The following is a 22,995-nucleotide window of genomic DNA, read 5'->3' on the forward strand; positions in this document are numbered from 1 at the left end:
ATCAAGAGCAAATAATCACTTTGCTCTTTTTTCTTTAAAAAATATATGAAATAAGTGAAATTTTAATCACTTTCTTCTTATTTATATAGCAGAATAGTTTGTATATCAATAATAATTCAATTGTTTTGACAGGAAAATTTGTAAATCAAAAGAATGAAATAAAAAACGCTTACAATGGTGGCAAAAGATTGACTATTCGATATTTTAGGAGTAAACTAAGGAAGTAAATTTTAAAATATAAAGGAGAAGTCATCATGAATTTAACATATTTAGGACTTTGTTTGGCCTGCTTGGGCGTATCAATTGCTGAAGGTATGATTATGAGTAATCTATTTAAGGCAGCAGCTCGTCAGCCAGAAATTATCAATCAGTTGAGAGTTTTTTTGCTCTTAGGAATTGCATTCGTTGAAGGAACCTTCTTTGTAACAATGGCTATGGCTTTTTTTATCAAGTAAGAAAGAATTCACTTTAGAAAAGGGGGTGTCATCTGTTGGAAGAAAGTGTCAATCCGACTATCAATATGGGTCCTGTGACCTTTGATTTGACCCTGCTAGCTATGACCCTGCTGACGGTGTTTGTAACCTTTGGCTTTGTTTATTGGGCAAGTCGAAAGATGACCATTAAGCCGTCACGAAAGCAGAATGCTTTGGAATATATCTATGACTTTGTCATGGATTTTACCAAGGGAAATATTGGCGAGCACTATATGAAGAATTATTCGCTCTTTCTATTCTCCCTCTTTCTTTTCGTAGCTGTGGCGAATAACTTGGGATTAATGGCTAAGGTTCAGACAACCAATGGTTTCAATCTCTGGACATCGCCGACAGCCAATCTGGCTTTTGACTTAGGTTTCTCTCTTTTGGTGACGATTTTCTGTCATGTCGAAGGAGTCCGACGTCAAGGGATAAAAGGATATCTAAAAGGTTTTGTGACTCCGGGTATCATGACACCCATGAATATCTTGGAAGAGTTTACAAACTTTGCTTCCCTAGCCTTGCGGATTTATGGGAATATTTTTGCGGGTGAAGCATTGGCTAGTTTATTGTTAATGTTAGCAAATCAAGCTGCTTATTGGTATCCGGTTGCCTTTATTATGAACATGGTTTGGACTGGTTTTTCCATCTTTATTTCCTGTATCCAAGCCTATGTTTTTACCATGCTAACATCTATGTATCTTGGTAAGAAAATTAATGGTGAGGAAGAATAAAAAGAAAGGATAGATAAAATGAATATAACCGTAGGTGAAATTATTGGCAACTTTATCCTGATTGCTGGCTCCTTTCTTCTTTTAGTATTTCTCATTAAGAAGTTTGCTTGGGGCAATATTATCGGGATTTTAGATCAGCGTGCTCAAAAGATTTCAGACGATATTGATGGTGCAGAAGCTGCCCGTCAGAAAGCTGAAGCCTTGGCGCAAAAGCGTGAAGAAGCCTTGGCAGGAAGCCGTGAAGAAGCTGCTACTATTGTTGAAACAGCTAAAGAAACAGCTGAGAAGAACAAGGCTGGAATCCTAGCTAATGCAGCAGAAGAAGCAGGGCGCTTGAAGGCTAAAGCCAATCAGGAAATTGCCCAAAACAAGGCAGAGGCTATGAGCAGCATCAAAGGAGAAGTAGCTGACTTGACAGTAACTCTGGCTAGTAAGATTTTGAGTCAGGAGCTGGACAAGGAAGCTCAGAGCGAGCTCATTGACCGCTATATCAAACAGTTAGGAGATGCCTGATGGATAAGAAGCAATATGCAATCATTGAGAAATATGCTTTGCCTTTTGTTCAGACGGTCTTTGAAAAAGGTCAGCAAGAAGATGTTTTTGAAAAACTGAGTCAGATTAAGGCTGTTTTCGCGGAGACCGGCCTTGCTGACTTTTTGTCACATATCGGCATCAGTGACCACGAGAAAGAAAAGAGTCTGCGGCTCTTTCAAAACTCAGGCTCCCAGCTGCTTGATAATCTGATTGAAATCGTCATTCTCAATCATCGTGAGGACCTCTTTTATGAGATTGTGCTGGAGAGTCAGCACCAGCTTGAAAAGATCAGCAATGAGTTTGAGGTGACACTGCGCTCTGTTCAGCCTTTGACAGCCGGTCAGAAGGAAAAGATTCGACCAATTATTGAGCAGAAGATGGGCCTAAAAGTCCGCTCGCTCAAGGAAGAATTGGACAGCAGCTTGATTGGCGGTTTTGTCATCTCTGCCAATAACAAAACAATTGATGCAAGTATAAAACGTCAATTGCAAGTCGTAAAAGAAAAATTGAAATAGAAAGTGGTGTGAATTTTGGCGATTAACGCACAAGAAATCAGCGCTTTAATTAAGCAACAAATTGAAAATTTCCAGCCAAATTTTGACGTCACAGAAACAGGGGTCGTCACTTATATTGGTGATGGAATCGCGCGTGCTCATGGTCTGGATAAGGCTATGAGCGGAGAGCTCTTAATCTTTGAAAATGGCTCTTATGGTATGGCGCAAAATCTAGAGTCAACTGATGTTGGGATTATCATCTTGGGAGACTTTACAGACATTCGTGAGGGAGATACCATTCGCCGGACTGGTAAAATCATGGAAGTTCCTGTGGGAGAGGCCTTGATTGGACGGGTTGTTGATCCGCTGGGTCGTCCTGTTGATGGACTTGGTGACATTGTCACGGACAAGACACGTCCGGTTGAAACACCGGCTCCGGGTGTCATGCAGCGTAAGTCAGTATCTGAGCCTTTGCAGACAGGTCTCAAGGCTATTGATGCCTTGGTTCCGATTGGCCGCGGCCAGCGGGAGCTGATTATCGGGGACCGTCAGACTGGGAAGACGACCATTGCCATTGATGCCATCCTGAACCAGAAAGGTCAGGATATGATTTGTATCTATGTGGCGATTGGTCAGAAAGAATCTACAGTCCGTACACAGGTAGAAACGTTGCGTCAGTATGGTGCTTTAGACTATACGATTGTCGTGACAGCCTCTGCTTCACAGCCGTCGCCTTTGCTCTTCCTAGCGCCTTATGCTGGTGTAGCGATGGCAGAAGAGTTCATGTATAATGGCAAGCATGTTTTGATTGTCTATGATGACTTGTCTAAGCAGGCTGTAGCCTACCGTGAATTGTCCCTCTTGCTCCGTCGTCCGCCAGGCCGTGAGGCCTTTCCAGGGGATGTTTTCTATCTGCATAGCCGTCTCTTGGAGCGTTCAGCCAAGGTTTCTGATGAGCTAGGCGGTGGTTCGATTACAGCTCTGCCATTTATTGAAACGCAGGCAGGAGACATTTCGGCTTATATCGCGACCAACGTGATTTCAATCACTGATGGACAAATTTTCCTCAGCGACAGCCTGTTCAATGCTGGGGTACGTCCGGCCATTGATGCAGGTTCTTCTGTATCACGGGTTGGGGGCTCTGCCCAAATCAAAGCTATGAAGAAAGTAGCTGGAACCCTGCGTATCGACCTGGCTTCTTATCGGGAGCTGGAGGCCTTTACTAAGTTTGGTAGTGATTTGGATGCAGCAACGCAGGCCAAACTCAATCGTGGACGCAGGACTGTAGAAGTCTTGAAACAGCCGATTCATGAGCCGCTGCCGGTTGAAAAGCAGGTCGTGATTCTCTATGCTTTGACCCATGGTTTCTTAGACAGTGTGCCAGTAGACGATATTCTGCGCTTTGAGTCAGAACTATTTGCCTACTTTGATGCACATCAAGAAAGCATTTATGAAACCATTCGGACAACGAAAGATCTTCCAAGCGAAGAAGTCTTGGATGCTGCCATTACTGAGTTTATTGACCAGTCTAGCTTCAAATAAGAATAGAGGTGTCAGATGGCAGTTTCATTAAATGATATTAAAAATAAAATTGCATCCACGAAAAACACCAGTCAAATCACCAATGCCATGCAGATGGTTTCTGCTGCTAAGCTGGGAAAGTCTGAGGAAGCAGCTAAGAACTTTCAGGTCTATGCCCAGAAAGTGCGTAAGTTAGTTACGGATATGCTGCATGGCCACGAGGCAGAAAATGCCCGTCATCACTCGATGTTAATCAGTCGGCCAGTTAAGAAATCAGCCTATATCGTCATTACTTCTGACCGCGGTCTGGTAGGAGGTTATAACGCAACCATTCTCAAGGCTTTGATGGAGCTGAAAGCTGAGTACCATCCGACTGGAGAGGACTTTGAAGTCATCTGTATCGGAAGCGTCGGTGCGGATTTCTTCCGAGCTCGGGGCATTCAGCCAGTTTATGAACTGCGTGGTCTAGCCGACCAGCCTAGCTTTGATGAGGTTCGTAAAATCATTAGCAAAACCATTGAGATGTATCAGAATGAACTCTTCGATGAGCTCTATGTCTGCTATAATCACCATGTCAACAGTCTGACTAGTCAGATGCGGGTGGAGCAGATGCTGCCAATCATTGACTTGGATCCCAATGAAGCTGATGAAGATTATACGCTGAATCTGGAACTGGAATCCAGTCGGGATTCTATCTTGGATCAACTGCTGCCCCAGTTTGCGGAGAGCATGATTTACGGTGCCATTATTGATGCCAAGACGGCTGAGAATGCTGCCGGCATGACTGCTATGCAGACAGCGACAGACAATGCTAAAAAGGTCATCAGTGATTTGACTATTCAGTACAACCGCGCTCGGCAGGCTGCCATTACGCAGGAAATTACTGAAATCGTGGCGGGTGCAAGTGCCCTAGAATAAGGCCACAAATGAATTAGAAATTAAACGAGGGAAAAAACATGAGCTCAGGCAAAATTGCTCAGGTTATCGGGCCAGTCGTAGACGTTGCGTTTGCTGCTGGAGACAAACTACCTGAGATAAATAATGCACTTGTAGTCTATAAAAATGATGAGAAAAAATCAAAAATCGTCCTTGAAGTAGCTCTTGAGCTTGGTGACGGTGTGGTGCGGACCATTGCCATGGAGTCGACCGATGGTTTGACGCGTGGTTTGGAGGTTTTGGATACTGGTCGTCCGATTTCTGTTCCGGTCGGCAAGGAAACTCTGGGTCGGGTCTTCAATGTCCTAGGAGATACTATTGATTTGGATGCGCCATTTCCTGCTGATGCAGAGCGCCAGCCGATTCATAAGAAGGCACCGACCTTTGATGAACTATCGACTTCATCAGAAATCTTGGAAACAGGGATCAAGGTTATCGACCTTCTAGCTCCTTATCTGAAAGGTGGGAAAGTTGGTCTCTTTGGTGGTGCCGGAGTTGGGAAGACTGTCCTGATTCAGGAATTGATCCACAATATTGCCCAAGAACACGGGGGGATTTCTGTCTTTACGGGTGTTGGTGAACGGACGCGTGAAGGGAATGACCTCTACTGGGAAATGAAAGAGTCTGGCGTTATCGAAAAGACCGCTATGGTCTTTGGTCAGATGAATGAACCGCCAGGAGCTCGGATGCGGGTTGCTCTTACCGGACTGACTATCGCGGAATATTTCCGTGATGTGGAAGGTCAGGATGTGTTGCTCTTTATTGACAACATCTTCCGCTTTACGCAGGCTGGTTCGGAAGTGTCTGCCCTTTTGGGCCGCATGCCGTCAGCCGTTGGTTACCAACCGACACTTGCGACGGAAATGGGACAGTTACAAGAAAGGATCACATCGACCAAGAAAGGTTCCGTTACTTCCATCCAGGCTATTTATGTGCCAGCGGATGACTATACTGACCCTGCGCCAGCGACAGCTTTTGCTCACTTAGACTCTACGACCAACCTAGAACGGAAATTGGTTCAGTTAGGGATTTATCCAGCCGTGGATCCACTGGCTTCCAGCTCTCGTGCCCTTTCACCAGAGATTGTCGGAGAAGAGCACTATGCAGTGGCAGCAGAGGTTAAGCGGGTCTTGCAACGTTATCATGAATTGCAGGATATCATTGCTATCCTTGGTATGGATGAGTTGTCTGACGATGAGAAGACTTTGGTTGCACGTGCGCGGCGGATTCAGTTCTTCCTGTCACAGAACTTCAATGTGGCGGAGCAATTTACCGGTCAGCCAGGTTCTTATGTACCAGTAGCTGAAACGGTTCGTGGTTTCAAGGAAATCCTTGAAGGTAAGCACGATAAGCTGCCAGAAGACGCTTTCCGTGGTGTGGGCTCCATCGAGGATGTATTGGCCAAGGCTGAGAAAATGGGATTCTAAGAGGTGAATGATGGCTCAAATGACAGTACAAATCGTGACACCGGATGGTCTTATTTATGATCACCATGCTGCATTTGTTTCCGTAAAGACCATTGATGGTGAGCTGGGGATTTTGCCCCGCCACATCAATACCATCGCTGTTTTAGAAGTGGATCAGGTCAAGGTGCGCCGGATTGATGATGACAAGCATATCGACTGGATTGCGGTTAATGGCGGAATCATTGAAATTGCAGATAATGTCATTACCATTGTGGCGGATTCAGCTGAGCGTGAGCGAGATATCGACATTAGTCGGGCTGAGCGGGCTAAGCTCCGAGCTGAGCAAGAAATCGAAGAAGCACATGATAAGCATTTGATTGACCAAGAACGCCGGGCTAAGATTGCCCTGCAACGGGCGATCAACCGGATCAATGTCGGAACAAGATTATAAGAAGCCATTTTGCCTAGATTGATGGAAGTAGTTCATCATCTGGTAATATGCTTTCATGAATACAAACTGAATACGCAAAACTGAGGCAGAACTGTCTCAGTTTTCTTTTCCAAAGAAAAAGGGGGGACTATTTAGTTCGTCCCTGACTGGAGTCTTGTGGTATAATAAAAGTTATGGTAGAAGTTGTTTTTAAATTATGCAGTCATTTGCTCTTTATTTTCTTTGCCTTTCATCTGCTGTCAACGGTTGTTGAGTGGGAGAGATTTTTCAAGGTTAATGCCGATAATGCGATGAAAATTCGCTTTTTGATTCTCTTGTTTAGCATTGCCTTGGGCTATTTAGTCAGCCTTTTCTTCATTGGTATTTACGATATGAGCCGGGCGATTTTTAATGGTACTTTATAAGGTCATATTTTTGATTTTATGGTATGATAGTATGGATGATTTTAAAAATTTAGAGTAAGGAATCGGTATGGAAAAAATTATTATTCAAGGTGGAGATAATCGCTTGGTCGGAAAGGTCAAGATTGAAGGAGCAAAAAATGCGGTCCTGCCTCTCTTAGCAGCGACAGTCTTGGCTAGCGAGGGCCAGTCTGTGCTGAAAAATGTTCCGGTCTTGTCTGATGTCTTTACCATGAACAATGTGGTCCGCGGTTTAAACACTCAGGTGGATTTTAATCAGGAAGAAAATACAGTTGTTGTGGATGCCACCCAGCCTTTGTCTGAGGAGGCGCCTTACAAATATGTCAGCAAAATGCGGGCGTCTATCGTTGTTTTGGGGCCAGTCCTAGCTCGTAATGGTCATGCTAAGGTTTCCATGCCAGGCGGCTGTACGATTGGCAGCCGACCTATTGACTTGCACCTGAAGGGCTTAGAAGCCATGGGCGCTCAGATTACCCAAACAGCGGGTTATATCGAAGCAAAGGCAGAGCGGCTCAAGGGAGCTCACATATACATGGACTTTCCTAGTGTGGGAGCAACGCAAAACATCATGATGGCTGCAACGCTGGCTCAAGGCACCACAGTGATTGAAAATGCTGCTCGGGAGCCTGAAATCGTTGACCTAGCCCTCTTTTTAAATGAAATGGGAGCCAAGGTCAGAGGAGCGGGTACAGAGACTCTGGCTATTGTCGGAGTGGACCAGCTGCGAGGGGCCAAGCATAATGTGGTTCAAGACCGTATCGAAGCAGGAACTTTTATGGTTGCTGCAGCTATGACCAGCGGTGACTTGCTGATTGAGGATGCCATTTGGGAGCACAATCGTCCCCTGCTTTCCAAAATGCAGGAAATGGGAGTGGAAGTGACAGAGGAAGATGAAGGGATTCGGATTCGTTCCGATGTTTCCAAGCTCAGACCGGTTTCGGTCAAGACCCTTCCTTATCCGGGTTTCCCTACCGACATGCAGGCTCAGTTTACGGCGCTCATGGCCATGGCCAAGGGAGAGTCTACGATGATTGAGACTGTTTTTGAGAACCGCTTCCAGCATCTAGAGGAAATGCGTCGGATGGGGTTGCACTCTGATATCATGCGTGATACAGCTCGCATCTGGGGTGGTGGCAGTCTTCAGGGAGCTGAAGTCATGTCAACTGACCTTCGGGCCAGTGCGACTTTGATTTTGATGGGCTTGATTGCTGAAGGCGAGACCAAGGTCAGCAAACTGGTACACTTAGACCGAGGCTACTATAAATTCCATGAAAAATTGGCAGCCTTGGGAGCCAAAGTGAAGCGTGTAAAGGAAGAAGACGATGAGTGAAAATCTTAAATATTTAGGCCGGCAGATTGGCCTTGTTCTGTTGGTTCTCCTGGTAGACGTGATTCTCTTTTTTGTGGCTTTGATGATTGGCTATAACATTATCGGAAACGGTAAGGGCTCAGTTTTTTCACCAGAAACCTGGCAAGAATTAATCGGGAAGTTTACTGGAAACTAGCTCCTAGTCGAAAAGACTGGCTGAAATGTGAATCCAGTTTGCTAAGTTGAGAGAAAGAAGATGAAAAGAAAGACTAGTCAGAAAAGGAATTCTAAGAGCCTGCAAGGCTGGGCTGGGCTGACTCTAGCCTTGATTTTGGCGCTGGCTGGCTATTTCTGGGGACAGGATGGTCAGCAGCCACTTCAGAGTCCAAATTCAGAAATCAGAGTTGGGCAAGTTCAAGATCAGGGCACCCCTAGTCGGGAACTGGCTGAGAGCGTTCTGACGGATGCTGTCCGAGCTCAGCTTAAAGGCAGCATTGAATGGAATGGAGCTGGTGCCTTTATCGTGAATGGGAATAAGACAGACTTGGATGCGGGGATTTCTAGTAAGCCCTACGCTGACAATAAGACCAAGCTTGTACAAGGGCAAACCCTTCCGACAGTGGCGAATGCCTTTTTATCCAAGTCTACCCGCCAGTACAAAAAACGGGAAGAAACTAGAAATGCCAACACTTCATGGGTACCGGCAGGCTGGCATCAACTCAAGAACCTCCCTGGTGAGTACAATCACGCTGTGGACCGCGGACATCTCTTGGCCTATTCGCTGATCGGTGGTTTGAAGGGCTTTGATGCTTCTACTAGCAATCCTGCCAATATCGCTGTGCAGACGGCCTGGTCCAACCAAGCCAATGAAGCGGATTCGACAGGGCAGAATTACTATGAGACAAAGATCCGTAAGGCCCTGGATAAGAACAAGCGGGTGCGCTACCGGGTAACCTTGATTTATGCCACGGAGACTGATTTAGTACCGGTTGGGTCACATTTAGAGGCCAAGTCCAGCGATGGCAGTCTAGAATTCAATGTCTTTATTCCGAATGTGCAAAAAGGGATTCGTTTGGACTATAATAGTGGCAAGGTCAGTCAGGAGACGGGTTCTTAATTTTATACTCAAAAATAGATTTGCAAAGAGTATTCAATAGTATGAAAAGAAATGGTTGCAGATTTGTAGTCATTTTCTTTTATAATAATAGATAGAAAGAAGGCTAATTTTTCAGTCTTTTTTAAGAAAGCGGTGGTAAAATCAACGTTCTCTTACAATCTAGTAAAGGAGGTTGCGATGGGACTTATTTTTAAATGCATCCGGTTTCTCATGCGTTTGATTGGGCGCGTGGTTTGGGGACTTGCCTGGTCCTTTGTCCTGAGCTTTATGGTTATTGTCGGAATTTTCTATTTTACCACTTCGACAAAACCGGGTACAGAGGGACTGACGCAGGCTGTTCAGACGGCTGTTGGCAGAGTGGATCAATTTTTAAATCACCAAGGCATTTCCACGGGGCTTCACAGCAGTGAGGAGACGCAGACGGATCAGCTGACAGATGAGCATGCAACAACAGGGGCTCGTTGGGATCAGCCAAGCGCTACAATTTATATCGATACAAATAATGAAACCTTCCGTTCAGCCTATAAGGAGGCCATTGATTCTTGGAATCAAACAGGTGCCTTCACCTTTCAAATCATCAATGACAAAGACAAGGCGGACATTGTTGCGACGGAGATGAACGATGGCAATGTCAGTGCAGCTGGTGAAGCTGAGTCGCAGACTAATCTCCTAACCAAGCGGTTTACCCATGTCACAGTTCGCCTTAATAGTTACTACCTGCTAGACAGTCGCTATGCTTATTCTCATGAGCGGATTGTCAATACAGCGGCGCACGAATTGGGCCATGCTATCGGATTAGACCATAATGAGGAGGAATCAGTGATGCAGTCAGCAGGCTCATTTTACAGTATCCAGCCGACAGATATCCAGGCTGTAAAAGACTTGTATCAATCGTAAGCCTATGTTAAAATCTATTTTTTATTTGATTCGACACTTTCCAGAGCAAGTTTTTCTCTTTGTTTTTAACTCAGGAATCTTTGTCTGGCTATGGAAAAGCGGTAATGAGATTGCTAACCAGCTAGGAGTGACAGCGGCTTGGGAAAATCATGTTCCAGCGCCCATTCAGCTCTTCTTCGGCCAGAATATTGAGGCAGTTCAGGGATTTTTTCACAATTCCGCCTTTATGTGGCTAGTCGGGTCCATGATTATCCTTTTGGTTATTCGTCTGATTAAGGGAATGATTAAATTTGCTGTCTTTGTGGTTCTGATTCTGCTGGGAATTTATCTGATTTTGCAGAATCAATCTATTCTCAATAGTTTTATGTAAGGCAGTCTGATATGACTGTCTTTTTTCTTTTGGAGAGCTGAGTTCGCTTTCTCTTGAATTCTGATAGCTGTGCTTCTGGAAATCTGCTATAATGGTCTTATGATTATTTTACAAGCAAGCAAGATTGAGCGCTCTTTTGCAGGGGAGCTTCTTTTTGACAATATTAACCTGCAGGTGGATGAGGGTGACCGGATTGCCCTCGTCGGTAAAAATGGAGCTGGGAAGTCAACCCTGCTCAAGATTTTGGTGGGTGAGGAAGAGCCTACTTCTGGTCAGATCAATAAAAAACGAGACCTGTCTCTGTCCTATCTGGCTCAGGACAGCCGCTTTGAGTCGGAGAATACTATCTATGACGAGATGCTGCTGGTCTTTAATAGTCTGCGCCAGCAAGAGAAGCGCTTGCGGCAGATGGAGCTGCAAATGGGAGAATTGTCGGGGGAAGCCCTGACTGCACTCATGACCCAGTATGACCAGCTTTCAGAGGATTTTCGCCAGAAAGGTGGTTTTACCTACGAGGCCGATATTCGAGCTATTTTGAATGGCTTCAAGTTTGACCAGTCCATGTGGCAGATGAAGATTTCTGAACTGTCAGGCGGGCAGAATACCCGTCTGTCTCTGGCTAAGATGCTTTTGGAAAAGCCAGAACTGCTGGTCCTGGACGAGCCGACCAACCATTTGGATATCGAGACCATTGCCTGGCTAGAGACTTACTTAGTCAACTACAGCGGTGCCCTGATCATCGTCAGCCACGACCGTTATTTCCTAGACAAGGTTGCGACCATGACGCTGGATTTGACCAAGCATTCCTTGGATCGCTATGTGGGCAATTACTCTAACTTTGTGGTCCAAAAGGAGCAGAAGCTAGCCACTGAAGCCAAGAACTACGAAAAGCAACAGAAAGAAATCGCTGCGCTGGAGGACTTTGTCAATCGCAATCTAGTTCGGGCTTCCACTACCAAGCGGGCTCAGTCCCGTCGTAAGCAGCTGGAAAAGATGGAGCGTTTGGACAGGCCGGAGACCAGCAGTCGCTCGGCTAATATGACCTTCAAATCCGATAAGGTTTCGGGCAATGTTGTTCTGACCTTGGAAGATGCAGCTATTGGCTACGGCGAGGAAGTCCTGTCGGAGCCGGTTAACCTTGATATTCGCAAGTTCAATGCGATAGCTATTGTCGGTCCGAATGGGATTGGAAAGACGACCTTGATTAAATCACTAATCGGTCAAGTTCCTTTCATCAGAGGCAAGGAGCAGCTGGGAGCTAATGTGGAAGTGGGCTACTATGACCAGACCCAGAGCAAACTGACTGCCAGCAATACGGTTCTCGATGAGCTATGGAATGACTTCAAGCTGACACCAGAGGTCGAGATTCGCAATCGATTAGGCGCTTTCCTCTTCTCGGGAGACGATGTCAAGAAGTCTGTCGGCATGCTATCGGGTGGAGAGCGGGCACGTTTGCTCCTAGCCAAGCTGTCTATGGAAAACAACAACTTCCTCATTCTGGACGAGCCGACCAACCACCTGGACATTGACAGCAAGGAAGTGCTGGAAAATGCCCTGATTGACTTTGACGGCACCCTGCTCTTTGTCAGCCATGACCGTTACTTTATCAATCGCGTGGCCACCCAGATTATCGAGCTCTCTGAGACAGGCTCTACCCTTTATCTGGGTGATTATGACTACTATCTGGAGAAAAAGGCAGAGCAGGAAGCCTTGCGTGAGGAGATGGAGCAGGTTGATTCTGACAAGCCTGTCCCTGCCAATGACTATCAAATCCAAAAGGAAAACCAGAAAGAACAGCGCCGGCTGGCCCGCCGCCTAGAGCAATTGGAAGCGCAAATCGAGGATTTGGATAGTCAGATCAGTCAGCTTCAGGAAGCCATGGAGGCCACTAATGACGCCGCCGAACTCATGGAGAGCCAGCAGCAAATCGACCAGCTGACCGCCGCCCAAGAAGAAGCCATGCTAGAGTGGGAAGAACTGGCGGAGAAGGTGTAGGAGTATGCAGTTTCTGTGAGAAATGAGCTTGACAGAGCTTACAGGAAAAATTAAATTGATATTTAATGTGGTTCAGTTATCGTATTACTAAAGATTTTGATGACTGAATCGTTTTATTTAAGAAAAATAGGAGAAAATGATGGATTTTGTAATAATTTTTATTGTCTTAATGCTAGCAATTTTTGCTTTCGTAGGTTGGATAGTTTATTGGGCGATTAGTCATTCCGCCAAAAAGAATAAAGTATACCAAGCCTTCGCTTCCGAGCACGGCTATCAATTTGACAAAGCACAAGGTAACGATTATTACAGAGATTACTCTAAGCAAAAAACAAGTAATGACCTGACACTGAAACTTTTTCAGAATCCTTATGTAGCAAAATACGCTAATTTTAGTCATTATCCATTTGGTCGTGGAAATCTAGTAAAAGTTGCCTATGTAATTTCAGGTAACTACAATGGTTCTCATTTTCGGGCTTTCACCTATCATTTTGAGGGGAATTCAATTGAAAATTCTGGTCCTGGTGGTGTTTTCAGCATTGTTATGATTCAGTGCCCTAATGAACCAAAAGGTCAGCTTTCAGAGCAAATGTTTTATGAAAATGGAGTGCTCTGTGAATACCTTCGAGAAAATTTGAATGTAGAAGACCTTCATGATAGAATTGAGAAATTGGCTTATATTGCAAACGCAAAATGAGTCTTCCTGGTTTTCAATCCAGAGATTTGGTAATAGGAAGTATATAGTTAAGTAGAAAGAGGCTAGAATGTTTTTTAGAAGACGTCGTATGTATTTTAATCAATATGGTGATAAAGCAATTTATTTTGATCGTAAGACTCACGAACTTTTAGAGGCGCCAAAGAGTAAACTATTAGATACAGAGAAGTCAAGCGAGATGAACCGACATATACCTCTCTTAGTTGTCCTATTTTTGTCTAGTGGAGGAGGCCTAATTTCTTTCTTTAGATTGTTCTTACATGGAACATATACCATGACAACTTTTTGGAGTGTTATTCTTATTTGGATAGCAGAGTTTGCCTTTATTACTATCCTCGTAGAACGCGCCTTGTACCGAAATGTCAATAGAGCAGAAGTTACCTCTCAAACGGTTTGTCGGGTGATTATGGAAAAGTCAGACGAAGCCAAGGAAGTGGAGGCAGAGATGGAGATGAGTGAAAAAGATAGCCGCAATGCTACACGCTTGATAAGATGTTTAATTTTTCTAGTACCCTTGGTTGGATTCTTCTATGCCTATGATTTTATTTTTAATTATCAAGACTTGTTAGGTAATCCTATTGGAGGAGAAATCTTTAAAATTATTGCAACTGGACTTTTATTAGGTATTTCTTTCGTATTATATAATCAGAACAATCTTCCCAAGAGTTTTGATATATTGGATTTATTCCGTGCTGGAAAACTTAATGTGATATGTAGAGCTGATGACGATCCAGATGTCTATCTAGAAGTGAGGATGGGAACAGATCAAGAACCTATCATCACCGAACTACAGAAAGATGAAAACCAAGTTTTGAAGTAGAAGGTAGAGAGTGGAAAATAGTTTTCTTGTATAAAATCAATCTGACCAGATAAGGAGAGGGAGTTCATGTCAAAAGCTTCAAAGAAAAAGAAAGTAGTGATCGAAGAACGCTACCACGGCCCTTTGATTACAAATGAGGTTAGTTTAGGCTATATTAAATTTTTTCCTTGGATCATGCTACCGATTACGGCATTTTTATATTTTGCGGGTAGCTACGAAGATAGGATTGGTATTATCAAGGTTTTATTTCTTTCTTGTATTCTGATTAATGGATTTAGTATTATCTTTGGCCTTTTTAACTCTTTGGTGAATCGCTTTAAATCTCTGACCTACATCTTAATCGGCTTGGTAGCTTGGACAATAGTCGTCAGCTTCACCTTTATTGGCCTATTGATGTTTACCTCGGGCGAGGATTCTATTAGTGCACGAACGGTCAATGATTCCAGTTTCACCTTGTTTTATCTCATTCCCATCTTGCTCTTATTCCTTGGGATGACCTTGATTTACGCCTGGTATTACCTCCCTCAAAATCAAGGGAAAATTTGGAAGATTAACCAATGGGAGACCTATAAGGTGAATAGTAAGAAAAAAGAATGGCTTTTCAACATTTTGGGAGTTATTGGAATTATACTGCTGTTCATAGCCGTGATGACAGGCTATGTTGAGAGAATCTTCGGTCTTTTCTTGGGGATGTTAATCACATTAACGTTTCCTGCGGTTATCGTGGATGCCGTTTACGCAGCCATCTATATCCGAAAGCATCCAGAATATGAAGAGTTGTGATTGTACAAAAAAGTGGCCGTTAACTGGCCAATCATTATAGACCGATTGATCAATAGTGTAATTAAATTGGATGGAGTCAATGAAGAAACAATCTATAGTTCTTCGTGATTCGCTTGGATTTTCACAGTTTTTATGGCTATCATGGGCTTGGTGGGCCCGATTTCTATCTTCACCATGCTCGTTTTGAAGATGATGGGAACACCCATCGGCAGTGAGATATTCAATTTAAGCGTGATGGGGATTTTGCCAGCTGTCGCAGTTCTATTGCTATGGCAAAATAATATGATTCGATGGTTGAAGGCAGTTGAACGGTACAGAAATCATCGCGTCAAAAAGGAAATAGAATAAAGAAAATAGAAAGAGGCTAGAATGTTTTTTAGAAGACGTCGTTTTTATTTGAATCAATATTATGACAAAGCAATTTATTATGATCGTAAGACCCACGAAGTTTTAGAAGCGCCAAAGAGTAAACTATTAGATACAGAGAAGTCAAATAAGATGAATCGACATATTCCTCTCTTAGTTGTTCTCTTTATAGCTAGCGGAAGTGGCATTTCTTCCTTCTTTAGTCTATTTTTACAAGGAACTTATAGCATGACTACTTTTTGGAGTGTTATTCTTATCTGGATAGCAGAGTTTGCTTTTGTCACTCTCCTTGTAGAACGAGCCTTGTATAGAAATGTCAATATAGCTCAAGTGACTACTCAAACAGTTTGTCTGACTACTATGATTTATCCGGATGACGAAAATCAAGACGAGGAGGAAAAGACGGAAAAAGGTTTTAGTAAAGGTGCTTTTTTATATTTTAATGCACTCTTATTTACTATTCCTGCAGTAGGTTTCTACTATGTATATGATTTTATTTCCCGCTTTAAAGACTTGTTGGGGCAACCGATTGGAGGTGAAATTTTTAAGATTATATTTGCAGGTCTTTTGTTGGGAATTGCTTTTGTTGCGTTCAATCAAAATTACTTTGTTAGAATCTTGAAATTATCACAACAGTTTGAGGAGGGGAAAATTAGTGTGATATGTAGATCTGATGACGATCCAGGTGTCTATCTAGAAGTGAGCGTCGGACCGGATGGAGCTATTTTGACAAAAGAGCTACATGATTATAAAGCTGGAGCTTAGCTGATTTGAAATTAAATAAAAGTGAGTGAAGCAGTAGAGATTATAAAGTTTGGTAACAGAACTTCAATAACTAATTGGAAAGAGGTTAGAATGTTTTTTCTTAGACGTCGTCGAGTATTTATTGGCGAGTGTGATGGTCAGGCGGTCTATTATGACCAGCAGACTAGAGAGGCTTTAGCAGCTCCCAAAAGTTTCCTGCTCAATACGGAAGGAGCGCGTAAGACTAATGCCTATATTCCTGAATTGGTGATTCTCTTGATGGCAGGTGGACCTGCGGTCTTCGGATTCTTTTCAGCCTTGTCCATTGGTGTCTATAATTGGACCAGTTTGACCTATATCCTGCTATTTTGGTTGGCTGAGTTTCTGTTAATGGTCGCTATTCTTGAGCGAGGGCTTTATAAAAATGTTCGCAAGGCTTAGCCGACAACAGAGAAGGTGTTTTATTATGCGGCTTCCCATAATTTGATGGTGGGTGACGAGAATTTTGACCCAGCTAAATCATCTTCAACAATCTATCGAATTGCTCGCTACATAATAATTGCTGCTGTTATATATTTAGTATGTGTTTTTTACGGCTATACTCAAAAGTTTGGTCAGCCTATTGAGACCAATTACGATTTTTGGATAGCTGGATTTATGTTCTATATACCCTTTTTGTTTTATAACCAAAACAATCCAGTTCGTTTTGTAAAGATTATGGATCTATACAGTCAAGGGAAGGTATGTTTTAAGAAAGAAACAGAGAGCGAAACTTGTAACTAAGTGTTAGGTAAAACAGTCGAATCGCAGAAGGTAAGTGCTATATCTTTAGCGAAGCGAGGAGTAGTTGTTGCGACAGTTGCTGTTTTGTGACACAATTTGTTGTCTATCCTCAAATGGAAGATTCTCAAGGCTATGAAACTTTCTGCCAGATGAAATTTGGAGATTAAAAATGAAAAAAGTCAGTATTTTCGGTGCAGACTTTGAACGAAGTAAGAAAATCGTAACAAACGGAAAGTTTGCATTAACCGCCGGTATGCCAAATCCTATTCATATGGGGATGCTCAATCGGCTGTTTACGGTCGTGTTTTGCATATTTATCTTTTTTGGAATTATGGTTTACTTTCTATTAATTGCTTTACCAAGTAGTGTAGGTCAAAGTGGAGAAGTACACTATCTTTCTCATCAATCAGTTTCTTTGTTTCACACAATTGGGCAAATAATGCGACCAATCAGTATAGTTTTCTATCTAACTTTCCTTTTTGCTTCTATCCCTGTTTTTTGGCCCAAGAAACGCTTGAACAGTCAGCTTTGGACTTACTTTCCTTTTTATTTTTCAATGTCAATTTGTGCTTTTATATCAGGGTTATACTTTGCCAGCGCGGTAGCTTACGACTCTTATACAGTGGTGGGATTCTGGTTTCAGCTTGTGTTGGGAATTATTCTCTTTTTCTGTATTATTATGAATAGTATCCAGAATCTGAAAAGGAGACTGAACGATGAAGAAGAAAAGTCAATTCTTAAGAAAGTGATGATGATTACAGTCGGAACGATGGTAGTTCTCTTTCCGGTATCACTGGTCTATCATCTAATGAATCAACTTCCGGTCCTTTGGTATTTTTATATTTTTGGATTATTTTTGGTGGTTTGGTTTGTCATTAGCGGTTATTTTATAGCTTTTATGATGAATGTGCATATTTTTCAAGCCTATTATATCCACAAGTACCCAGAAGAGTATAAATCCTACTTAAAGATTTCAGACCGAGAATGGTATAGCAAACGATATTATAAAAAGCTGGTCAAAAGCGGCATGCTAGAAGAAGAAACAACACAAGAAAATGGAGAAGAAAATGAGTAAAAAATTATTACTTTTAGGAAGTGATGTAAATAAAGAACTAGATCGAAATATTAAGTCTAAAAAGCTAATATGGAGATGTCCATTGTGAAAAAGATAAGATTATTATTTGCTGTTGATAATGGCATGGGAACTAATTTAAAAGGAACAGGTTTAGCTGCAGAGTACTATCTTTTATCTGGAGATATTATTTGGAGAAGGCTCGATAAGGAAAGCATAGGGAATCACCAAAACATAGCTAAGAAAATTGGCAGATTAACTTGGATGTCTTCGCCATTTTTGATTGTCCCGATTATGGCTTTTATCGCTGGTTATTCTGATAATTACATTGTTCCTCAAAAAGAGTTTGGTCTTTTTTCTTTTCTGTTACCGATAATCTTAGGAATTTGGTTGTTTATACTTTTTGAATTATGGATGGTTTCAATTAGAAATACTTATCCTTTGATTGAAGCTCCTAGTAGTACTGTCCAGAAAGAATATTTTGAAGTTATACACGATATAACTTTAAAACATAATGATGTTTTGAAACAGATAAAAACACCTTATCTTGCAAACATTTTAGTAGTGTTGTTTATTGTCTTTGCAGTTATTCCTTTTGTTTATTGGTTTTATTTTATGCCAAGTACAATTATAGAGTTTATAATAAAATTAGTTGTGCTTGCTATATTACTTTCTTTGATTCCAAATATTATATGGAATGGAGTCGTTAAGACTGTTATAAATAATAAAATTATAAATGAATTAAATGATGAATTAGAAAATGAAAATAGGAAATTATAACCCCATGTTATCAATTCGTTCGATTACCATAAACCAGTCTAGACTTATCCATACAATGTTAGTAACTATACTTGACTAACAAACGGCTTTCAGAGACACAGAGACTAAATTTTTTGAGGTAGAAAATGAGTGAAAAAATATAGTTTTAGGACCAGAAGAATTAAACAAGAACTATTTTCAATCACTAGGTGCGACACGAGCTTCCGTTGGGATGCTTGGTTTGGCCTGGTCCGGTATATTTGTCTTAAGTATTGCCTTGTCGCATGTGTATTATTTTATAAAAGATCAACTCAAATTGAATCCCTTTTCTAATCTTATATTCCTATTTTTTTGTGTATACTTTCTTTTTATGACGATATGTCAAATTGTTTCTTTCAATCAAAAATTGATTTATAGGCATCAATTTTTTGGCACAGCCATGCTTTTTGCAATGATTAATGGATTACTTCTGTCATTAGTTTTAACGGATTATGTTATTGTTGTACTCACTAATAATTTATTGAGAAATTCTTTTATATATACCATTATTTTTGGGCTTAGTTCTCTGATTCTATTTTTGGGTTTAATCCTTTATAATGTAAGATGGCTAAAGAAACAATTAGAAACAGGCTTTTCCGAGCAACGGACTAATGCCAACTATGTTGCTGCTTCGAGTGTCTATAGTAAACCCTCTATCTGGATAATTCTAGGAGCTACCTTGCTTGGGGGAATGATGGTTGGTTGGATAACCGGCTATTATAAGCAAATATTAGGTATTTTTGGTAATCTAGTGTTTATATCAGCTTTCTCGAGACTCATTGTTGAAGTCGGATATTTACTTAAGTTGAGAGCGAAAGATAAGACTTACTGGGAAGAAGTACCAGAAGAATTATATAATCAGAGTCTTTTTAAAACTTTAGATTTCAAAAAGACTAAGCCCCGTTTGATTGCAGAGGTTATTCTATTTCTTGGTATTATTGCTTGTTTGCAATTATTGCATATAGATGTTGAAAATATTCCGATTTGGGTAATATGGTTTATAAGAATTTTTGGTTATACGATTGTCTTGGATGCTACGGGGAGTTTTATTTATTATCAGTTTAAAAAGAGGAAGAAAAGAAAGTGCTGAGAACTATATCAACCTGACTTGTTTTAATTGTTAGTATATAGAGAGGAAAGAAAAAAGTATGTTTTTTAGGAAAGTTATTTATATAGGGGAAAGTGATGGTCAGGCTATTTATGTAAATGTAGAAAAGCCAAGAGATCCCTTAGCAGCTCCTAAAAGTAAACTATTGAATACAGAGGCATCGCGTGGCAATCGAAAACAAATCATTTTAATTACATCATTTCTGATTGCTTTTAGTGGTGTGATGCAGCTTTTTCCTGAGACACGATTGTTTGGTGGTGTCTATGGCTATGGTACTTTGGTTTATTTTCTAATTGTTTGGTTTCTGGAAGGTACTCTTTTGCTGGTCATAGTAGAGCGAGCCCTTTATAAGAATGTTAAGTTGGCACAGCCAACCAGTAAAGAAAATTTTAGACGGGCAGTTGATACGAATCTTATTTGGGGTAATTTTGGAGATAAGAAGGTTACACTTGGTAAGAAGATAGTTGCTTGGGTTTTCACAGTATCTATGGCTTTAATGGGGCTGATTAGTCCAATTTTAGTTATATCTATTCTAGTTTTTAATATGATAGGTACACCTATCGGCAGTGAGATTATTACTTTAAGCTTTATAGGTATTATGACAGCTGTAGGAGTTTTAGTATTATGGCAAAACAATATGGTTCGATGGTTTATGGCTGTTGAAAGATATAGAAAGAATAGATACAATAAAATTTCATAAAAAGAAAATACAAAAAAACTAGGCTGGAATAATTTCCAACCTAGTTTTCTGTATGGGAATTTTTAAGTGCTTCTTTGGTTTTCTTAAGCTCTTTTTTCAGCGAGAAGTTTTTTAGCATGCTGATGAGAAAGGTCGTGACAGAGCCTAGGAGCACTGAGACCAAAATCAATATGATTAAGGGAAGTTTGAAGCTAAATAGGATAAAGCTAACATTGACACTCTGCATATTGGCCAAGGAAATACCAGCAACTAATAGAACGGTAATTAAAAGCAGAATATAGTGCAATTTTTCTTTCATAGTGATTCTCCTGTTTATCTATTCAAACTCTGCCTTGCTTTTGATATCTCCGTATTCTTCTGGGATTTCTTGGGCTAGGATATCTTCATAAGCGGCTAGTTTAATATTTGAGCCATACTTATTTTTTAGAGCGGTGGTCACCAGACGGTAGGCCAGATTCGCATTGCGGGACAATATGGGACCATGGAAGTAGGAGCCAAAGACATTTTTATAATGAACACCTTCGCAACCATCCTCTTGATTGTTGCCATTTCCATAGACGACTTTGCCCAGAGGTTTTTCATCGTCCGAGAGGAAAGTCCGTCCTTGGTGATTTTCAAAGCCGTAGTAGGTCTCATTGAATTCTTCGTTATGAATCTTGATGTCACCGATATAGCGATTATTGGTTTGATTAAGGGTGTAATGTCCCATAATACCCAGACCTTCAATTCGTCGGCCAGAAGCTTCTATATAGTATTGGCCTAAGAGTTGGAAACCACCGCAGATAGCTAGCACAACGCCATTTTCATTGATAAAACTTTCCAAAGCCTCTTTTTTAGCCGGCAAGTCACGAGCCACAATCGTTTGCTCATAGTCTTGACCTCCGCCAAAGAAGACGATGTCGAAGCTGTCCTTGTCAAAGTCATCTTCTAGAGAGACGATATCGACTTCAACTCTAGCGCCTAGCTTTTCAGCCACATACTTAAGCATGAGAACATTACCGTTATCGCCGTAGGTATTCATGAGATTGCCATAGAGATGGGCAATCTTTACATCGTAGCGATAGTCCTTGTTTTCAGGAGAAGTGAGGGATCTGTATACCATTAGTTCATCTCCTTTCTGACCACTTGTCGTTCTGCCAGTAATTCGCGGAATTCCAGCATGGCAGTATAAGTTGCTAAGATATAGGCATGTTTGGTTTCTTGCTGCTCAATGGCCTTAAAGACTGCTTCCAAATCTTTGACTTCAGTAATCTGATCTGCTGGATAGCCCGTTACCCGCAGTCGACGCGCTATCTCAGAGTGGCGCACACCGCCTGCAATGACATGAGGAATCTCCATCTCTAAAATCTTCTCAAAGTCAGCATCCCAGATCCAGCTGGTATCAATGCCGTCCGCATAGTTGGCATTGAGCAGGACGGACAAACTGAAGTCAAAGGGTGCAAGTCCAATCATATCCAAAGCTTGGGTCGCTCCGACCGGATTTTTAATCAAGACTAAGGTACATTCCTTATCGCCGATTTTGAAAGTTTCCTGACGGCCAAAGACAGCCCGGCTCTTGTCAAATCCAGCCTTGATAGTAGCTGGCTCGACACCAAAGAACTGAGCTGCTGATACAGCGGCCAAGGCATTGTAGATATTATAAAGACCGCCGATATTGATCTGATAGTCTTGACCATCAATGGTAAAGGCAGAGCGGTTATGCTCAAGTGTTTTGAGAGCGGTCAGGCTGTAATCCGGTTTAGGACGCTTGAAGCCACAGTCCTCACAGATATAAGCTCCCAGATTGGCATAGGTGTTGAGCTCATACTTGAGGATATGCTCGCACTTGGGGCAGAGGATGCCCTCTGTATTGTAGTGAGCCAGCTGAGCTTGGCCTTTCTCGGTATCAAATCCATAGTAGCGTACAGGATTCTTCAGGCTTACGGAGTTAAAGAGGGGGCTGTCACCATTCATCAGTACAGTTGCTTCAGGCACTTTAGCTGCAGCATCCAGAATCATCTGGTAGGTCGTGTAGATTTCCCCATAGCGGTCCATCTGGTCACGGAAAATATTGGTAAAGACGAAGAGACTAGGCTTGATATAATCACAAATCCTAGATAGGCTGGCTTCATCTATTTCTAGCACAGCGATATGTTTGCCAGATTTGCCTTTTTTAGCAGTCAGGAAGGTTGTCGTGATTCCGGTAATCATATTGGCACCGCTGGGATTGGTCACCACTTCTCCAAAGGCTTCCTTGAGAATGCCTACTGTCAGAGCTGTAGTCAGAGTTTTCCCATTGGTTCCGGTAATAACCACGACCTCATAGTTCTTTGCTAGGTTTTGTAAAATATTTTTATCAAATGTCAGGGCAACTTTCCCTGGCAGAGTCGAACCGCGTCCCATTTTGCTGAGAACAAAGTGGGAGGACTTGCCTGCCAAGAGGCCCAAGGCTGTATTTATCTTCATAAGAA

Annotated in this window: 26 protein-coding genes and 1 pseudogene; 24 read left to right on the forward strand and 3 right to left on the reverse strand. The window is 41.9% G+C overall.

The window, feature by feature from the left end:
- Window positions 1-254: 254 nt before the first annotated feature.
- The 24 genes and pseudogenes from K4I03_RS08355 (at window position 255) to K4I03_RS08470 (ending at window position 20,545) form a co-directional block, all read left to right on the forward strand.
- Window positions 255-455, forward strand: a complete 201-nt coding sequence (locus tag K4I03_RS08355; protein ID WP_227964638.1) for a F0F1 ATP synthase subunit C — start codon at window positions 255-257, stop codon at window positions 453-455.
- Between the two features lie 35 nt (window positions 456-490).
- The gene (gene atpB, locus K4I03_RS08360; RefSeq protein ID WP_227964640.1) at window positions 491-1,207 is read left to right on the forward strand and encodes a F0F1 ATP synthase subunit A; all 717 of its coding nucleotides are present in this window, start codon (window positions 491-493) and stop codon (window positions 1,205-1,207) included.
- A gap of 18 nt (window positions 1,208-1,225) precedes the next feature.
- Window positions 1,226-1,720: a F0F1 ATP synthase subunit B gene (gene atpF / locus K4I03_RS08365; protein ID WP_227964642.1), complete on the forward strand. Its 495-nt coding sequence runs from the start codon at window positions 1,226-1,228 to the stop codon at window positions 1,718-1,720.
- Window positions 1,720-2,256, forward strand: a complete 537-nt coding sequence (locus K4I03_RS08370) for a F0F1 ATP synthase subunit delta (protein WP_223314598.1) — start codon at window positions 1,720-1,722, stop codon at window positions 2,254-2,256. Before atpF ends, K4I03_RS08370 begins: the two co-directional genes overlap by 1 nt.
- A gap of 15 nt (window positions 2,257-2,271) precedes the next feature.
- The gene (atpA, locus tag K4I03_RS08375; RefSeq protein ID WP_002895997.1) at window positions 2,272-3,777 is read left to right on the forward strand and encodes a F0F1 ATP synthase subunit alpha; all 1,506 of its coding nucleotides are present in this window, start codon (window positions 2,272-2,274) and stop codon (window positions 3,775-3,777) included.
- 15 nt (window positions 3,778-3,792) lie between these two features.
- A complete protein-coding gene (locus K4I03_RS08380) occupies window positions 3,793-4,674 on the forward strand; it encodes a F0F1 ATP synthase subunit gamma (protein ID WP_002895995.1) in 882 nt (293 codons plus the stop codon).
- A 38-nt stretch (window positions 4,675-4,712) separates the two neighbouring features.
- Window positions 4,713-6,119: a F0F1 ATP synthase subunit beta gene (gene atpD, locus K4I03_RS08385; RefSeq protein ID WP_002897903.1), complete on the forward strand. Its 1,407-nt coding sequence runs from the start codon at window positions 4,713-4,715 to the stop codon at window positions 6,117-6,119.
- Between the two features lie 7 nt (window positions 6,120-6,126).
- Entirely contained in the window at window positions 6,127-6,549 is a 423-nt protein-coding gene (locus K4I03_RS08390) for a F0F1 ATP synthase subunit epsilon (protein ID WP_002900740.1), read from the forward strand.
- A 173-nt stretch (window positions 6,550-6,722) separates the two neighbouring features.
- Window positions 6,723-6,953, forward strand: a complete 231-nt coding sequence (locus tag K4I03_RS08395; protein WP_002895990.1) for a DUF1146 family protein — start codon at window positions 6,723-6,725, stop codon at window positions 6,951-6,953.
- Window positions 6,954-7,020: 67 nt separating this feature from the next.
- On the forward strand, window positions 7,021-8,301 hold the full coding sequence (murA, locus tag K4I03_RS08400) for a UDP-N-acetylglucosamine 1-carboxyvinyltransferase (RefSeq protein ID WP_002900738.1): 1,281 nt from the start codon (window positions 7,021-7,023) through the stop codon (window positions 8,299-8,301).
- Window positions 8,294-8,476: a DNA-directed RNA polymerase subunit beta gene (locus K4I03_RS08405; RefSeq protein ID WP_227964643.1), complete on the forward strand. Its 183-nt coding sequence runs from the start codon at window positions 8,294-8,296 to the stop codon at window positions 8,474-8,476. Before murA ends, K4I03_RS08405 begins: the two co-directional genes overlap by 8 nt.
- A gap of 60 nt (window positions 8,477-8,536) precedes the next feature.
- Complete coding sequence (locus K4I03_RS08410; protein ID WP_002900735.1) at window positions 8,537-9,397, forward strand: DNA/RNA non-specific endonuclease; 861 nt, start codon at window positions 8,537-8,539, stop codon at window positions 9,395-9,397.
- Between the two features lie 177 nt (window positions 9,398-9,574).
- Window positions 9,575-10,294 (forward strand): matrixin family metalloprotease, encoded by a 720-nt coding sequence (locus K4I03_RS08415; RefSeq protein WP_002902711.1) that lies wholly within the window; start codon window positions 9,575-9,577, stop codon window positions 10,292-10,294.
- A 4-nt stretch (window positions 10,295-10,298) separates the two neighbouring features.
- Window positions 10,299-10,664: a hypothetical protein gene (locus tag K4I03_RS08420; protein ID WP_227964645.1), complete on the forward strand. Its 366-nt coding sequence runs from the start codon at window positions 10,299-10,301 to the stop codon at window positions 10,662-10,664.
- A 99-nt stretch (window positions 10,665-10,763) separates the two neighbouring features.
- Window positions 10,764-12,659 carry an ABC-F family ATP-binding cassette domain-containing protein gene (locus K4I03_RS08425; protein WP_227964647.1) on the forward strand — a complete coding sequence of 632 codons (1,896 nt, stop codon included), beginning with the start codon at window positions 10,764-10,766 and terminating at the stop codon, window positions 12,657-12,659.
- 136 nt (window positions 12,660-12,795) lie between these two features.
- Window positions 12,796-13,353 (forward strand): hypothetical protein, encoded by a 558-nt coding sequence (locus tag K4I03_RS08430; protein WP_227964650.1) that lies wholly within the window; start codon window positions 12,796-12,798, stop codon window positions 13,351-13,353.
- A gap of 88 nt (window positions 13,354-13,441) precedes the next feature.
- Entirely contained in the window at window positions 13,442-14,191 is a 750-nt protein-coding gene (locus K4I03_RS08435; protein WP_227964826.1) for a hypothetical protein, read from the forward strand.
- A 66-nt stretch (window positions 14,192-14,257) separates the two neighbouring features.
- Window positions 14,258-14,974 (forward strand): hypothetical protein, encoded by a 717-nt coding sequence (locus K4I03_RS08440; RefSeq protein WP_002900725.1) that lies wholly within the window; start codon window positions 14,258-14,260, stop codon window positions 14,972-14,974.
- 369 nt (window positions 14,975-15,343) lie between these two features.
- Window positions 15,344-16,105, forward strand: a complete 762-nt coding sequence (locus tag K4I03_RS08445) for a hypothetical protein (RefSeq protein WP_227964653.1) — start codon at window positions 15,344-15,346, stop codon at window positions 16,103-16,105.
- Between the two features lie 90 nt (window positions 16,106-16,195).
- A pseudogene (locus tag K4I03_RS08450) lies at window positions 16,196-16,867 on the forward strand (hypothetical protein).
- A gap of 169 nt (window positions 16,868-17,036) precedes the next feature.
- Window positions 17,037-17,942 carry a beta-carotene 15,15'-monooxygenase gene (locus K4I03_RS08455; protein ID WP_227964655.1) on the forward strand — a complete coding sequence of 302 codons (906 nt, stop codon included), beginning with the start codon at window positions 17,037-17,039 and terminating at the stop codon, window positions 17,940-17,942.
- Window positions 17,943-18,011: 69 nt separating this feature from the next.
- Window positions 18,012-18,719, forward strand: a complete 708-nt coding sequence (locus K4I03_RS08460) for a hypothetical protein (RefSeq protein ID WP_321573162.1) — start codon at window positions 18,012-18,014, stop codon at window positions 18,717-18,719.
- A 211-nt stretch (window positions 18,720-18,930) separates the two neighbouring features.
- Window positions 18,931-19,827 (forward strand): hypothetical protein, encoded by an 897-nt coding sequence (locus K4I03_RS08465; protein ID WP_227964657.1) that lies wholly within the window; start codon window positions 18,931-18,933, stop codon window positions 19,825-19,827.
- Between the two features lie 58 nt (window positions 19,828-19,885).
- Window positions 19,886-20,545, forward strand: a complete 660-nt coding sequence (locus tag K4I03_RS08470) for a hypothetical protein (protein WP_227964659.1) — start codon at window positions 19,886-19,888, stop codon at window positions 20,543-20,545.
- A 40-nt stretch (window positions 20,546-20,585) separates the two neighbouring features.
- On the opposite strand, the gene K4I03_RS08475 is transcribed toward K4I03_RS08470, so the two are convergent.
- The 3 genes from K4I03_RS08475 to murT are packed head-to-tail and all read right to left on the reverse strand — an operon-like array spanning window position 20,586 to window position 22,990.
- Window positions 20,586-20,843, reverse strand: a complete 258-nt coding sequence (locus K4I03_RS08475) for a LapA family protein (RefSeq protein WP_002895980.1) — start codon at window positions 20,841-20,843, stop codon at window positions 20,586-20,588.
- Between the two features lie 18 nt (window positions 20,844-20,861).
- Window positions 20,862-21,647 (reverse strand): lipid II isoglutaminyl synthase subunit GatD, encoded by a 786-nt coding sequence (gene gatD, locus K4I03_RS08480; RefSeq protein WP_227964661.1) that lies wholly within the window; start codon window positions 21,645-21,647, stop codon window positions 20,862-20,864.
- A complete protein-coding gene (gene murT, locus K4I03_RS08485) occupies window positions 21,647-22,990 on the reverse strand; it encodes a lipid II isoglutaminyl synthase subunit MurT (RefSeq protein WP_227964663.1) in 1,344 nt (447 codons plus the stop codon). Before murT ends, gatD begins: the two co-directional genes overlap by 1 nt.
- Window positions 22,991-22,995 lie beyond the last annotated feature (5 nt).

It is taken from the genome of Streptococcus sanguinis (assembly GCF_020729725.1).
Lineage (GTDB): Bacteria > Bacillota > Bacilli > Lactobacillales > Streptococcaceae > Streptococcus > Streptococcus sanguinis_V.

Coding starts and splice junctions, on each gene's coding strand:
- K4I03_RS08410 (WP_002900735.1), top strand. CDS start 8,537: ATGAAAAGAAAGACTAGTCAGAAAAGGAATTCTAAGAGCCTGCAAGGC.
- K4I03_RS08370 (WP_223314598.1), top strand. CDS start 1,720: ATGGATAAGAAGCAATATGCAATCATTGAGAAATATGCTTTGCCTTTT.
- K4I03_RS08470 (WP_227964659.1), top strand. CDS start 19,886: ATGTTTTTTAGGAAAGTTATTTATATAGGGGAAAGTGATGGTCAGGCT.
- K4I03_RS08420 (WP_227964645.1), top strand. CDS start 10,299: ATGTTAAAATCTATTTTTTATTTGATTCGACACTTTCCAGAGCAAGTT.
- murA (WP_002900738.1), top strand. CDS start 7,021: ATGGAAAAAATTATTATTCAAGGTGGAGATAATCGCTTGGTCGGAAAG.
- K4I03_RS08435 (WP_227964826.1), top strand. CDS start 13,442: ATGTATTTTAATCAATATGGTGATAAAGCAATTTATTTTGATCGTAAG.
- gatD (WP_227964661.1), bottom strand. CDS start 21,647: ATGGTATACAGATCCCTCACTTCTCCTGAAAACAAGGACTATCGCTAC.
- K4I03_RS08440 (WP_002900725.1), top strand. CDS start 14,258: ATGTCAAAAGCTTCAAAGAAAAAGAAAGTAGTGATCGAAGAACGCTAC.
- K4I03_RS08430 (WP_227964650.1), top strand. CDS start 12,796: ATGATGGATTTTGTAATAATTTTTATTGTCTTAATGCTAGCAATTTTT.
- K4I03_RS08415 (WP_002902711.1), top strand. CDS start 9,575: ATGGGACTTATTTTTAAATGCATCCGGTTTCTCATGCGTTTGATTGGG.
- K4I03_RS08390 (WP_002900740.1), top strand. CDS start 6,127: ATGATGGCTCAAATGACAGTACAAATCGTGACACCGGATGGTCTTATT.
- K4I03_RS08380 (WP_002895995.1), top strand. CDS start 3,793: ATGGCAGTTTCATTAAATGATATTAAAAATAAAATTGCATCCACGAAA.
- K4I03_RS08475 (WP_002895980.1), bottom strand. CDS start 20,843: ATGAAAGAAAAATTGCACTATATTCTGCTTTTAATTACCGTTCTATTA.
- atpD (WP_002897903.1), top strand. CDS start 4,713: ATGAGCTCAGGCAAAATTGCTCAGGTTATCGGGCCAGTCGTAGACGTT.
- K4I03_RS08455 (WP_227964655.1), top strand. CDS start 17,037: ATGAAAAAAGTCAGTATTTTCGGTGCAGACTTTGAACGAAGTAAGAAA.
- K4I03_RS08465 (WP_227964657.1), top strand. CDS start 18,931: ATGCTTGGTTTGGCCTGGTCCGGTATATTTGTCTTAAGTATTGCCTTG.
- K4I03_RS08395 (WP_002895990.1), top strand. CDS start 6,723: ATGGTAGAAGTTGTTTTTAAATTATGCAGTCATTTGCTCTTTATTTTC.
- K4I03_RS08355 (WP_227964638.1), top strand. CDS start 255: ATGAATTTAACATATTTAGGACTTTGTTTGGCCTGCTTGGGCGTATCA.
- K4I03_RS08425 (WP_227964647.1), top strand. CDS start 10,764: ATGATTATTTTACAAGCAAGCAAGATTGAGCGCTCTTTTGCAGGGGAG.
- K4I03_RS08445 (WP_227964653.1), top strand. CDS start 15,344: ATGTTTTTTAGAAGACGTCGTTTTTATTTGAATCAATATTATGACAAA.
- K4I03_RS08460 (WP_321573162.1), top strand. CDS start 18,012: ATGGAGATGTCCATTGTGAAAAAGATAAGATTATTATTTGCTGTTGAT.
- atpF (WP_227964642.1), top strand. CDS start 1,226: ATGAATATAACCGTAGGTGAAATTATTGGCAACTTTATCCTGATTGCT.
- K4I03_RS08405 (WP_227964643.1), top strand. CDS start 8,294: ATGAGTGAAAATCTTAAATATTTAGGCCGGCAGATTGGCCTTGTTCTG.
- murT (WP_227964663.1), bottom strand. CDS start 22,990: ATGAAGATAAATACAGCCTTGGGCCTCTTGGCAGGCAAGTCCTCCCAC.